This is a genomic window from Microbulbifer maximicatervae (SeqCode) (assembly GCF_052468095.1).
In genome coordinates this window covers 3,003,721-3,016,521 of sequence record NZ_CP174332.1, presented here as the reverse complement: position 1 = coordinate 3,016,521, position 12,801 = coordinate 3,003,721, and the positions used below count along the sequence as shown (strand labels likewise).

Annotated in this window: 12 protein-coding genes; 3 read left to right on the top strand and 9 right to left on the bottom strand. The window is 48.5% G+C overall.

The window, feature by feature from the left end:
* Nucleotides 1-169: 169 nt before the first annotated feature.
* The 3 genes from pgmB to ACJJIL_RS12950 form a co-directional block, all read right to left on the bottom strand.
* On the bottom strand, nt 170-868 hold the full coding sequence (gene pgmB / locus ACJJIL_RS12960; protein ID WP_445359893.1) for a beta-phosphoglucomutase: 699 nt from the start codon (nt 866-868) through the stop codon (nt 170-172).
* On the bottom strand, nt 868-3,285 hold the full coding sequence (locus ACJJIL_RS12955) for a glycoside hydrolase family 65 protein (RefSeq protein ID WP_445359892.1): 2,418 nt from the start codon (nt 3,283-3,285) through the stop codon (nt 868-870). Before ACJJIL_RS12955 ends, pgmB begins: the two co-directional genes overlap by 1 nt.
* Nucleotides 3,286-3,393: 108 nt before the next feature.
* A complete protein-coding gene (locus ACJJIL_RS12950) occupies nt 3,394-3,546 on the bottom strand; it encodes a hypothetical protein (protein WP_444913430.1) in 153 nt (50 codons plus the stop codon).
* Nucleotides 3,547-3,647: 101 nt separating this feature from the next.
* On the opposite strand from ACJJIL_RS12950, the gene ACJJIL_RS12945 reads away from it, so the two are divergent.
* The 3 genes from ACJJIL_RS12945 to ACJJIL_RS12935 all read left to right on the top strand — a co-directional run bounded on the left by ACJJIL_RS12945 (nt 3,648) and on the right by ACJJIL_RS12935 (nt 7,566).
* A complete protein-coding gene (locus ACJJIL_RS12945) occupies nt 3,648-4,907 on the top strand; it encodes an MFS transporter (protein WP_444913431.1) in 1,260 nt (419 codons plus the stop codon).
* 71 nt (nt 4,908-4,978) lie between these two features.
* Entirely contained in the window at nt 4,979-6,058 is a 1,080-nt protein-coding gene (locus ACJJIL_RS12940; RefSeq protein ID WP_444905658.1) for a LacI family DNA-binding transcriptional regulator, read from the top strand.
* 110 nt (nt 6,059-6,168) lie between these two features.
* Entirely contained in the window at nt 6,169-7,566 is a 1,398-nt protein-coding gene (locus ACJJIL_RS12935; RefSeq protein WP_444913432.1) for an MFS transporter, read from the top strand.
* A 1-nt stretch (nt 7,567) separates the two neighbouring features.
* Here the strand turns inward: ACJJIL_RS12935 and ACJJIL_RS12930 are convergent, their stop codons facing one another.
* From ACJJIL_RS12930 to ACJJIL_RS12905, 6 genes are all read right to left on the bottom strand, one after another.
* Complete coding sequence (locus tag ACJJIL_RS12930; protein ID WP_444913433.1) at nt 7,568-8,224, bottom strand: hypothetical protein; 657 nt, start codon at nt 8,222-8,224, stop codon at nt 7,568-7,570.
* Nucleotides 8,225-8,418: 194 nt separating this feature from the next.
* The gene (locus ACJJIL_RS12925; RefSeq protein WP_444905655.1) at nt 8,419-9,180 is read right to left on the bottom strand and encodes an amidohydrolase family protein; all 762 of its coding nucleotides are present in this window, start codon (nt 9,178-9,180) and stop codon (nt 8,419-8,421) included.
* A gap of 21 nt (nt 9,181-9,201) precedes the next feature.
* A complete protein-coding gene (locus tag ACJJIL_RS12920; protein ID WP_444913434.1) occupies nt 9,202-10,152 on the bottom strand; it encodes an alpha/beta hydrolase in 951 nt (316 codons plus the stop codon).
* Nucleotides 10,153-10,250: 98 nt separating this feature from the next.
* A complete protein-coding gene (gene arsH, locus ACJJIL_RS12915; protein WP_413665299.1) occupies nt 10,251-10,973 on the bottom strand; it encodes an arsenical resistance protein ArsH in 723 nt (240 codons plus the stop codon).
* Between the two features lie 254 nt (nt 10,974-11,227).
* Nucleotides 11,228-11,728, bottom strand: a complete 501-nt coding sequence (locus tag ACJJIL_RS12910) for a P-loop nucleotide/nucleoside kinase family protein (protein WP_444896814.1) — start codon at nt 11,726-11,728, stop codon at nt 11,228-11,230.
* Nucleotides 11,729-12,001: 273 nt separating this feature from the next.
* Nucleotides 12,002-12,562 (bottom strand): hypothetical protein, encoded by a 561-nt coding sequence (locus ACJJIL_RS12905; RefSeq protein ID WP_445359891.1) that lies wholly within the window; start codon nt 12,560-12,562, stop codon nt 12,002-12,004.
* Nucleotides 12,563-12,801 lie beyond the last annotated feature (239 nt).

Below are 12,801 nucleotides of genomic sequence, written 5' to 3'. Positions count from 1 at the left end.
TCTCTAATCAGTATGGCTGCTACTTTTTACATCTCCAAAGCAATATGTAAGTTGTAGAGGAGTAGCAGCCTTTAGCTATTAATAATGGAATAGCAATTTGGTAGAAAGACTCTATCGGAGCTAAATGCTTGCTCTATAAATAGGCTTTCACTCTTGTGCTTATCTCACTTCATTCGTTAACAGCCAAGCCTTTATTTTGGCGCATACCCGATTCTGCTAGCACTGATAGAAAGAAATCATTTGGCACAAATTGTTCCAGACTGTCCAGCGTATAGTCAGCGTCTTTTACTGAATCTGGATTACCTATGCCTACAGCCGTCATACGATCAGCGGACTTAATTGCACTGACTCCTGCGGGCGCATCCTCAAAAGCAATGCAAAACTCTGGATCAATTCCGAGCCCTTTGGCGGCGGCTAGGAATATATCTGGTGCAGGTTTAGGTGCAGATTTTTCTGGGTCTGCAATAACAGAAAAACAACGGGATATTCCCAGGGCTTCCAGTACCGCCGGCGCGTTTTTACTCGCTGAGGCGAGGCCGACCGGAATATGCTGAGAATTTAACCATGCGAGCAGTTCACCGGCGCCCGGTAACAAGTCTGTGGGAGAGAGGCTGCGAATTAATTCCTGGTAGCGGCTGTTTTTTCTAGCAGCCAGTGCGATTTTTGCTTCTTCAGTGTAATTGCTGCTTTTTTCCCCGAGAATCACCTCAAGAGAAGCCATTCTTTCCAGGCCCTTTAAGCGCTCTTCAGTATCCGCTGTCCAGGGAAGGTTGAGCCCTTCAGCCAGCTGTTTCCATGCGATCAGGTGGAGACGAGCGGTGTCTGCAATAACGCCGTCGAGATCAAAGATTGCTGCACGATAGATCATCAGGATACCTCCTCCATCGGTGCTATTTGAATGGTTTCTGTTTGCCCTGGTGTCTCCAGGAATAGAATTTGCTTGCCGTGATGAAGGCTGAGCGATTCACCTTTCACCAAGGTGTACCTGGCGCTGTAAGAATCGACATCGACTGCGATCGTGCGGCCACGGAATTGCAACCGGAAACGATAGCCGTCCATTCCATTGGGCAGGTATGGATTGAAGTTGAGTTCATTGCCGTGCAGGCGCATTCCTGCAAATCCCTGGACCATACACATCCAGGTACCCCCCATGCAGGCAGTGTGTATGCCGTGCTGGGTATTGTTGTGGTGGTTATCCAGATCCATTCGCGCAACTTGCTGGAAGTAGTTCAGCGCTTTATCCAGATAACCAACTTCACTGGCAATAATGCTGTGAATACAAGCGGACAAAGTGGAGTCGTGTGTGGTGAGCGGTTCATAGAAGTCGAAATCTCGACGCTTCTGATCAATTGAAAACTCTGAACTTTCCAGTAACAGGCCAAGAACGACATCGGCCTGTTTACAAACTTGGTGTCGATAGATCACCAGGGGATGATAGTGAAGTAACAGCGGGAATTGATCGGCAGGCGTTTCGGCAATATTCCAGCGGGGTTTGTTTAGAAAACTATCGTCTTGAGAATGTATACCCTGCTTTTCATCGTAGGGCAGATACATGCTTTCTGCGGCCTTGGCCCAGTTATCAATTTCCTGTTTGTCGAGTTGAATACGCTGGGTCAACTCATCGCATGCTGCAGGATCGAATGATTTTAACCACTGTAATACTTCAACAGCATATTCAAGATGGGCCTTGGCCATCAGGTTTGTGTAGAAATTATTGTCAACCAGGGCAGTGTACTCGTCTGGTCCGGTAACCTCATTAATGCAGAACTGGTTGTCGCGAAGTGCGTTGAAGTGGCCAATCTCCAACCACATACGCGCGCCCTCTATCACGACTTCTGCGCCCTTGTTGCGCAGAAAATCGACATCACCGGTAACCCGGTAGTAGTGTCGCACGGCGTAGGCAATATCCGCATTGATATGGTATTGCGCAGTGCCTGCCGGGTAATAGGCTGAGCACTCCTCACCGCCGATGGTGCGCCAGGGAAACAGTGCTCCCTTTTGAATCGACATTTCCCTCGCCCTTTTTCGTGCGGCATCGAGGATTGAGTAGCGGTATTCCAGTAGACCGCGCGCTAATTCGGGTTGGGTGTAGAGGAAAAACGGTAGTACATAGATTTCTGTATCCCAGAAATAGTGACCGTCATAGCCGTCACCGGAAAGTCCTTTGGCTGCAATATTGGTATTGGCATCCCGACCTAGGGATTGGAACAAGTGGTACTGGTTGAAACGTATTCCCTGCTGCAGGGCATCATTTCCACTGACCTGAATATCGGACTCAAGCCAGAAATTGTCCATTTGTATACGCTGGGTTTCGACATGGTCCGCAAAACTTTTAGCCGCACAGCGCTCCAGGTAATGATGCAATTCGTCTGCTGATATCGGCTCAGCATTTTGCTGTGCAAAGTAAGCGACGTACTTGGTTAGGCGAATAGGGGTGTTGCGGCGGGCAGCAAAGCGATAGTCAACCGAGACGCAGTCTTCACTGCGGAGGTTATTGGACGTGTAATCGCTGTCACTCTCACAAAGGTGCAGGGCTGCGCATCGTATAGAGAAGCCACTGCTCTTAACGGATAGAGGCAGGGCCAAATAACCATCTTCAGCTGTATTTTCCAGCCATTCGATATCTCCCCGATCAATAGGGGAGGCTAGGCGTGGGTCCTCACTGCGTTCTGCTTGGGCAAGGTCACCATCAAGGCAGGATTGCAGGTGTACCTCTCCGTCAAAATCGATGGGAGTGAGTTCCAGTTGCAGAGCTAATAGGTTTTTCTCACTGAGGGAAACCAGGCGCTGCACTTTGAGTTCAATGGTTTTTCCTTTTGGGGAGCGCCAAGTGAGTTTTCTCTCGCTGATCCCTGCGGCCATGTCCAGGCGACGCTCGTAGTTGAGCAGCTCGCCTTGGGCGAGATTAAAGCGTTCTCCATCCAAGCTGATATAAATGGTCTTACCGTCGGGAACCGTCAACATCCTCTGGTTGTTGCGCGCGTAGCCATAAGCAGACTCACCATAGGTGATAGGTTCGCTGGCGTAGACTCCATTCAGGTAACAACCATCTGTAAAGGGTTCTGGATCGAAACCCTCCTCAAAGGTACCGCGCAAGCCGATATAGCCATTACCGAGGGAGAATAGGGTGGCGTTGAGGCTGTAATCTTCAGGCTGGAAGGTGTCCTCCACCAAGTCCCAGGGGTGGATCTTGTGTTTGATTTGTTGTTTTTGCTTCATACCACTTTCACTGGATTGGAGATTGGGTTCTAGGGCCGGGTCGGCTGGGCCTCCGACTACTGTCATTCAGTCTATCCGTAGTTGATGTCTTTTTGCAATCGATTGCAAAATTGAGATTAAGCCTGGCTGTTACTAGAAGATAGACCTGATTTTCATCTCCGAAAAGTCTGTAAGCTATTGAAAAATATATGTTATTTTCTTTTCCTGGGTCAATTGCCAGTTGTTTTGTGACTGATCGGCATAAGGCATTCCCAAATTTTCATTGGTTTTTATGCAAACGATTGCAAATTTTTGTCTGACTGATACATACTGGGTTCCTTCAGGCATTGGGGCGAAGTCGCCTTTCTCCACAAAGTCTGGGTAAAAAATGTACAATAACAGGTTGGTACGGCTGACTGCCTAAACCACAGAGCCAGATAGAATCCACTATGAAGAATCAGCGCATACTCTTATCTCTATTCGCTATCTACTTTGTCTTTGCCATTTTGTTGAACAGCGTAGGCACGGTGATCCTGCAGGTAATCAATACCTATGGGGTAAGTAAATCTGCTGCGAGTGTGCTGGAGGGGTTCAAGGATATCCCCATCGGTATAGTGTCTTTCCTGATTGCTTCCCAGCTTCCCCGACTGGGGTTTAAGCGGGCGATGCTGACGGGATTGGCAATCGTCACCCTGGCTTGTACAGCTATGCCCCTGTTACCCGGGTTTTGGACGGCGAAGTTACTGTTCTTGTCCGTGGGTGTTGCGTTCGCATTGGTAAAGGTTGCCGCATACTCCACCGTGGGATTGTTAGCGCAGGGCCGCAGCGCACATGCGAGCCTTCTAAACACCCTGGAGGGGGTGTTTATGGTGGGAGTTCTCAGTGGCTATTGGCTGTTTAGCGCTTTTATTGATTCATCGAACCAAGGGTCTACTGCCTGGCTCAATGTGTATTGGGTGCTGGCGGTGGTCTGTGTGATTGCATTTGTATTGCTCTGGTGCACAGAGCTGGATGAATCCGGGGCGCGAATCGAAGAGGCTAGCCCGAAACAGGACTTTATCGCGATGATAAAGTTGATGGCCAAACCCCTGGTATACATCTACGTGATCTCCGTATTTTTCTATGTATTGATTGAGCAGGGGATAGGAAGTTGGTTGCCGACCTTTAATAATGAAATTCTTAAGCTGCCCGCTGCGATGAGTGTTCAGGCTGCAAGTATCTTTGCCGCAGGGCTGGCGTTGGGGCGACTTGGTGCCGGTGTGATGATGCGTAAAGTACACTGGTACCCGATGCTGAATGTGTGCTTAGTTGCGATGGGAGTACTGGTGGTCGTTAGCTTGCCCCTGGCGAGTAATATTGTGGCGAATCCCGATGTAAACTGGCTTAGTGCCCCAGTTGCGGCTTTTGTTTTACCGCTGATTGGCTTGTTTATGGCACCAGTGTATCCAGCTATCAACTCTGTGATGCTCAGTTCATTGCCCACCCACCAGCACTCTGCAATGACAGGTTTACTGGTGATTTTTTCTGCGCTGGGCGGTACAACGGGCTCCCTGATTACCGGGTCGGTTTTCGAGGCTTTTGATGGCCAGGTGGCTTTCTACTTATCCCTGGTACCCATCACAGTGATTCTGATTACTCTGTTCTTTTTCCGTCGCGCCGTAGAGCGGGGGGATGAGACGCTTGAGGCCTCAGCCCCCCTGGCTGGGTAGCGGGGTGGTTTTACAAACTTGGGCGACGGGCCTAAGATGGCATTTTTCCCGCGAACAAGGTGAAGTACGCCATGCCCAAGGGGTCCTCCTCTCCCGTTTCCATGTCCGATATTGCTCGGTTGGCGGGAGTTTCTGAATCTACTGTTTCGCGAGCGCTGAACGATAATCCATTGATTAACGAAAAGACTCGCGAGCGTATTCAAAAAATCGCGAGCTCCATGAATTACAAAATCAATGAGAGCGCGCGAAACTTACGCCTGCAACGCAGCCATACAATTTCGGTTGTGATTAATACGGGGCGCAGTGGCGGCCAGACATTTTCTGATCCATTTATGATCGATATGATTGGTTCAATTGCTGATCGCCTTGCGGTGCATAAATACGATTTACTGTTTTCCAGCAGTATCGCCAGCCGCTCGGATTGGCATTCTTATCTGATGAGCTCCAGGCGGGCTGATGGCGTTATTGTGATTGGCCAGGGGGTGGACGATACCCCACTTCGTGATCTGCAGCAGCAGGGGGACCCTCTTGTTGTCTGGGGAGGGACCTCAAGGCAGGGGGCCGAATATTGCATCGTCAGTAGTGACAATCAAATGGGTGGGCGTCAGGCCACAGAGCACTTAATGAATTTGGGGCGGCGGCGAATTCTCTTTCTCGGCGACACAGCTCACCCGGAGGTCAATGGGCGCTTTGAAGGTTACTGTGCCGCGCTCAATGAAGCTGATCTGTCTGGCACGACCAGGCAGTTGACCGCCGGTTTCTCTAGTGAAAGTGGTTATCAATCCATTATCGACCTGGTTGCGCAGGAAGGGCTTAGTTTTGATGGCATTTTCGCCGCCAGTGACAGTATCGCTATGGGGGCGATAAAAGCGCTACAGGCCCGTGGCTATAAGGTGCCAGAAGATGTCGGCATAGTGGGTTTTGACGATATCCCAATCGCGCCGTTTTTTACCCCTCCTCTGACAACCGTTCGCCAGAACATCCACCGAGGTGGTGAATTGATGGTGGAGAAAATGATGGAACTTCTCTCTGGAAAATCGGCGATGCCAGATGTACTACCTACCGAGCTGGTAGTGCGGGGTTCTTGTGGTGCCAATCCGGATTACCAGCCTGTAGAGGAGTTCTTTCAAGACACTTCAGGTGAGCGTTAGTCGCAGGCTCTCACCATTTTGTTTGCCAGCAGGGGCGTAGTTAGTGTCCCTGCCGTTTCCCGAGTTTGAGCCACACTTGTAAAACCGAACTCTGTGGCTGGACTCGAAACATGGCAGATGAGAAAACTAAACTGACCAGAATCCAGGTACTGGGACTGTTTGCCCTAAGCTTGGCAATTTTTCTGATCGGAAATGATCTCACTGCGTTTTCCGTAGCAATTCCAGCCATCGAAAAAGACTTCAACTCCAATATCACCACCACCCAATGGATTATCAACGGCTATACATTGGCTTTTGGGATACTGCTGATCTCGGGCGGGCGTTTGGCGGATATGTTTGGCCGGCGCAAAATCTTTTTCATCGGCATGGCCTCCTTTGCATTTTTCTCCCTCCTCGGTGGCATAGCTACCAATATTCCAATGCTACTGGCGGCGCGGGGATTGATGGGGATCGGCAGTGCCCTTATGTGGCCGGCAATCCTGGGGCTGATCTACGGGATGTTACCGGAGGACCGCTCGGGCTTTGCCGGGGGCTTGGTGATGGGCATGTGTGCCGCTGCGAATGCAATTGGTCCGGTATTGGGGGGCATTCTTACAGACTTATTGAGCTGGCGCTGGATTTTCTTTATCAACTTGCCGGTGGCTGCATTGGCATTTTGGGTCTGCTGGAAGGTTATCCCGGATGACACACCGGAAAATGTCACCGAGCGCATTGATTACGGTGGTGTAATCACCCTGACCACATCGCTGTTTTGCCTTCTGCTGGCGCTGGATTTAGTCGTGGATATCGGCTTTAAGAGCCCGGTGATTATTGTCTTGGCACTAGCCACCTTGCTGTTTATGGGGGCGTTTATACTGGTTGAGCGCCATGTGGGCAGAGATGCGTTAATTCCCGTAGATGTAGCAACGAATCACGGTTTCTTTGCCGCAGGTATAGCTACCTTGTTGCTGTCTGTGGTGTTCTTTGCTGCCCTTGTATACGTTCCCCAATACTTGAGTAAGGTCCATAATCACTCGGCGATGTATTCGGGAATGGGGCTACTTCCTATGATGATCTCATTTGGTTTGGTGTCTTTTATTGCCGGTGGGCTCTACGAAACGCTCGGTGCAAAAACGATTGTCTCAGCGGGCACCATTGCCATGTGTATCGGTATGTTTATGCTTTCTCATTTACATAAGGAAACAACTTTTTTGCAAATGGTACCAGGACTGGTGGTTCTTGGGGCGGGTATTGGCCTGTTTTATTCTGCTATTACTACTGCCGCAATTACGGTTGTAGCGCCGGAGCGAGCGAGCTTGGCGGGAGCAATTCTCTATATGTTCCAGATTGGTGGGGGAGCAATAGGCTTGGGTATGAATACCACAATTGTCGCAATGGCTCCCGATATCTCTACGGGGATTGATCGCGCTTTTACGGTTAATGCCTACTTGGCGATGGTGGGGCTGGTAGTGTGCCTTTTGTTTGTTTCAGGGAAGCCAGCAGATAAGGCTCCCCGGTCTGAGAAATGATTTATTGCTCGCTTAAATTTCTATTGCCTAATTCTGCAAAATTTACGTTCGTGATGATGCCATCAGTATTGTAACTGAGAATCAATACTTTTTGATAAGAGGCCGGTTGGAAAATAGCCTTATTGGTTTGGCTATACATATATACTTTGGCTTTCTCGGATTTATTGCTAATCAGTGGGTACTGATATTCGCCGGAGGGTTTGCCCAATAAATCCAGAGCTTCGAGAATACTGGTTTGGCCTTCGCTGATAAGTGGTACTTTTGACTCATCAAAATCGGTGGAATCTTCAGCGAGAGAGCTGACAAAATCCTGCCCAACCAATTTATCGTTATAAAAGTAGAAACCCTGGTTACGGGTACCGCTAATATTTTCGCTAACCGCCTTTTTGCCAGTAGTGGGGTAAGCATAAGCGAGTGTTAAAATTTGTTGGTTGTTTTTTACAAACATGCCTTTTTCATAAGGCTTACCGAGTTTCTCTTTAATGGATTGCTCAGTATCTACGCCTAACGCTACCTCTTTTTCTCCCAGGGGTTTTGTGCCAATGCCGGTACATCCGGATAGCACAAATAGGGAAAAAATAACCGTTACCAGTCCTTTCACTACAACCTCCTGCACTGTATCTTCCAGGTTCCCTGTGGCCTGAAATATTCGGCGCATCCTACAATTCGCATGTTTTAATTGCCAGTGATTTATAAAGATGATCGATGACCCGAGATTACACTGCTGTAGCATGAATTGAGTGGGTATAGAGAAGTGCACGAATTTAGGCATATCGTGCGCTTTTAGAAAATACAGCGTAGTGAATGACAGCAGAAGAAGAACTCAGTTCCTGATACTGCCCCCTCATTCCATTATTTTTTTAAATAAAATTGATAGGCATTTTTTACCAGGACATTTTCTGCTTGTGCTTCATCAAGGGTGTCGCGAATTAACAAAATATCTTCAGGTTTGAAGGGGCGCGGTGCCCTGGTAGAGGGAAGATCGGAGCCAAACATCAGGCAATGTGGGTTGGCCTGATAGAGGTCGACAATTGCCGCTGCGGGGTCGAAATCCAGGCGGCCAAAGCCGCTCGCTTTTACCTTTACCCCTTTTTCTGCCAGTTTGAGCAAGATGGGAAAACCCTGCTTAGTGATTCCCATGTGATCGATAGAGGCGGCTGGTAACGCGATCAATTTATTATAGAGAGGGGTCAATGCAGAGGCTTCAACGTATAGTTCGACATGCCAGCCTGCCAAGTCAAAAACTCGCCGGGCAAGAGTATCGATAAAATCGATCTGCTCCGAGCCGCCCCGTACCAAATTAAAGCGCAGGGCTCTGACTCCATGCTTGTGGAGTGACAAAATGGTGGTGTCGGGAGTATTGGCGGATAGCTGTGTAACCCCAACATAGCTTTTGCCCAGCTTTTCCAGGGCATCAATAAGGTAGGTTTGATCCAGCTTCTGGAATGAGCCGGAAACTACAGCGCCTCCCACTAGCTGGTAGTTTTGTAACTTGAGTTGATAGTCGTCCACGGTAAATGTTGGAGGCAAATAGCCGTGATTTGGGAATAGGGGGAACTTGGGATTTATGATGTGGAAGTGACTATCAAAAAGTCTCTGTTTTTGCTGTTCCATAGTCAGGTGCACCGTGCTCGCTTAGATTTCCTGGATGACTCTCACTCGATCTGCAAGAGCGCGCTGTGAGACGGGAATATCCGGGGCGAATAGCTCCCAGGAGTGAATTACGCCAGGTCGAACGTGGAGCTCCGTGCTAACACCGGCATCGGTGAGTAATTGGGCGTATTGCATATCCTCATCGCGAAAAATATCTAGTTCGCCAACATCGATAAATGCTGGCGGTAGACCCTTGGCATCTTGCAGGCGGGCAGGGGCAGCATGAGGACTGACCGCAGGGCTGCCCACTTGATTACCCAGGTAAGCGGTCCAGCCGGTGAGATTATCTTCATAGGTCCAGATAATAAATGGCAATAACTCGGGATCGGGAGTAACCGTCCTGTCGTCCAGCATTGGGTATAACAATATCTGCCTTGCCAGGGACGGGCCTTTTTTGTCGCGAGCGACAATTGTCAGGGCTGCAGCCAGACCCCCTCCGGCACTATCTCCCATGATGCCAATTCGCGTGGGGTCAATGGAGAGCTCCTGTGAGTGCTGTACCAGCCAAATGAATGCCCGATAGCAATCATCAATCGGTATAGGGTAGGGGAACTCCGGAGCCTTTCGGTAATTTACTGATAAAAATGGCACGCCGCTGGCAGCTACATATTTGGCGATGACCAAGTCGTACCGTGAGATATCGTGGCAGATGAGCCCACCGCCATGAATGTAGAGAATAGCGGAGCCTGGCTTGCTATTCTCCTTTTGGTACCAGCGTAACTGGATCTCCTCTTGGTCTGAACTCTTTAGGGTAAAGTCCCGAAAAGAAACATCTGATGGAAAACTGCGACCCTGAAATAGTGCTTGAGTGACCACGGCTCCATTCTTACGGCGAGTATCCACATCCCCAATAGGCGCTTCTGCCAAGGTATCCAGCAAGTCGCCAAACTTGCCAAGGGCACGTGAAAATTCCGGGTCCAGGGAAAAGCTCATTGACGAGATCCTTATCGGAGTTCCTATCAGCTAGTGGTCCATAGCTAGATATGGACCTTTGCTAAATGTGGACCTTCGGCAGCGAAATGCCAGTACTTTTAGCTGGGTTCTGCGACACCGCTTTCAGCCACCAAGGTCTGAATAGATGTTGTCGAAGCTGACTGCACCTCTGATTTGTTCTCGCTGTACCGCTCGGTCAGATAGTTACCCTGGCCACGCAACAAAATGGTGGTTTTTACCAGCTCTTCCAGAACGTCAATCACCCGGTCCCGGAATGGGGAATCCTTGAGGTGCCCTTGTTCATCGAATTCCTGCCAGGCCTTGGCAATAGAGGATTGGTTGGGAATCGTAAACATGCGCATCCAGCGGCCGAGAACCCTCAAATTGTTGACAGTATTGAATGACTGCGAGCCACCGGAAATCTGCATGACCGCTAGGGTTTTTCCCTGGGTTGCCCGGCTTGCAGATTGGTCCAGTGGTAGCCAGTCGATCTGATTCTTGAAAACGGCCGAGACATTTCCATGTATTTCCGGGCTAATCCACACTTGACCCTGGCTCCAGGCAGACCACTCGCGCAATTGCTGCACCTTGGGGTGATCCTGGCTGGTGCCGTCGTAAAGAGGGAGGTCGACAGGGTCAAACAAGCGAACCTCGGCACCAAAATGCTGCAATATTTCAACAACCTGGTTGGCCAATAGACGCGAAAAGGAGTTGGGTCTCAGGGATCCGTACAACACCAGAATCCTGGTAGGGTCGCCATTGGGAGGGGAGTCCACCAGGCGATTAAGAATATTGATGGGGGTGTGGTTTGGTAGCATCATGAGTTACCTCCAAATTTCTATATTTCCATAATAATCGAAATATGAGGCAAAGCAAAGGTGCATCAGTCTCAGTCGGGCCTTTCTGAATCTGCTTGGAACCGGCTAGTCGAATAACGGGTTCACAGGGAGTCAAAATACTGAGCCAGCATCGAGACTTAGGCTTCCTTTAGTTTCTCCAACACTGGAGGAGATAGGGCAAACGGAAAGAGAGTCCAGTAGAGGTTACTCCCAATTATTAGAGGGAGTGGGTACGTTTAAATGCCTCCCAGATGGACTACTTCAATATTGAATCCCTCTGATTGGCAAGGTTCTTCAAAGTACTTATTAACTTGTTTGAAGGTCTCAGGGGTATCAAAGGCGGCTCGTTCCGGATGTGATTTTTGCCTTTGGGCAATTTGTTGTAAACATAATTTATCATCGGCTTTAAGATAGATTAATTGATGGGGAAAGAGGTTATCCAGAAATATCTCTTTGAACCAAGATCTTTGTTTTCTTGTATTGCCGGGAAAATCCAGTACTACCGAGATGCCACTCCTTAAGATATCCTGAGTATGTGACTTGATCATTGGTTTTAATCTTGCAGAATACTCTATGTAAGTGGAGAGTGAGGTGATCTCATGGGGATATAAGTTAGACAGCCACTCATCTTCGGAAATAAGAATAGCTCCTGTAGTTTGTGCTATCTCCGCAGCTTTTGTACTTTTTCCTGCGCCCATCTTTCCACAAAATAAAAAGAGCATTCCGTTTTCTTTCACAGTTCTTCCCGTTAATCCGATTAGAGAAAATTTCGACTATGGGAAAATCATGCCTGAAACTTTACGCTTGGTAAATAGTGGCAAAGGGAACTCATGAAGTGGCGATTTAGCTAAGCATCAGGGAAATACCAGAATTGCGGTGGCCGAATATGCTTGAGGGCATCTAGATGGCTAGTATTTAAGGCGTGGGAATCTTTACTGCCTTAGATACTTATATTCAGCCCAAAGGTGAGCCTGATATAGGTATTTCGTCTCTATGCAACAAGATACCGATTAACTGCGGCATTTGACAAACACCATTGAGTTTAACCAACTTTGATCGGCATCAAAATCTTTTATCAGGGGGGCTTCAGTAACGCCTGTAAATTTTCTTAACCCATGAGAAATCATATAGCTTGGTATATAGGATGGCGGCTTTGCGGCTGTCAAATAGTTACAAACTTCCAGCTTCCTTGCGCCGCCCTGATCAAGAGAGTTAATGCTGGCGAATAGTTTTTTTCGATCTCCCTCTGGCATCGAATTAAATTTTTTATTGAAAATCACTCTTAATACATTGTGCCCGGTTTTATCGCTAACCCTCTGTGTGTCGAAATAAGCAAAGGCACTGGCAACCATTAACAGCTCAGCTGCCTCATCAAATTTGGATTGTTCGGTACATGTTTTGGCGGCAGCAGTAATATCTGTCGGTGTATGGGTAGATAGTACTGATGTGGCACTGATACATCCGAGAGGCGAAGTGGCTTGACTATTCTTACTGACATAGTTGTCGGCTTGCGCGCCTAAAACAAATGCGGCGAGCAGAAGAGCAAGAATTGGAGGCAGGATTTTGCTCATGATTCGAATTTCCTTTCCTTAGTGCCTCCTTAATCATAGACGCCTAAGTGCCAGTATTATCTCAACCACCTGAGAAATTTATTAGCCAGTTAGTGTAGATTTTAGTGGGATTTGTTTAAAAATCTGAATTGGAGATGTCTAGGGCTAATTTCCTGCCAATGGGGAAAGGAGTGTGCTTTCATGCCGTTGAAGTACAGGAAATTTCAGTTAAAGCGTGCCGCTCGCAATTCTCTGGTGCT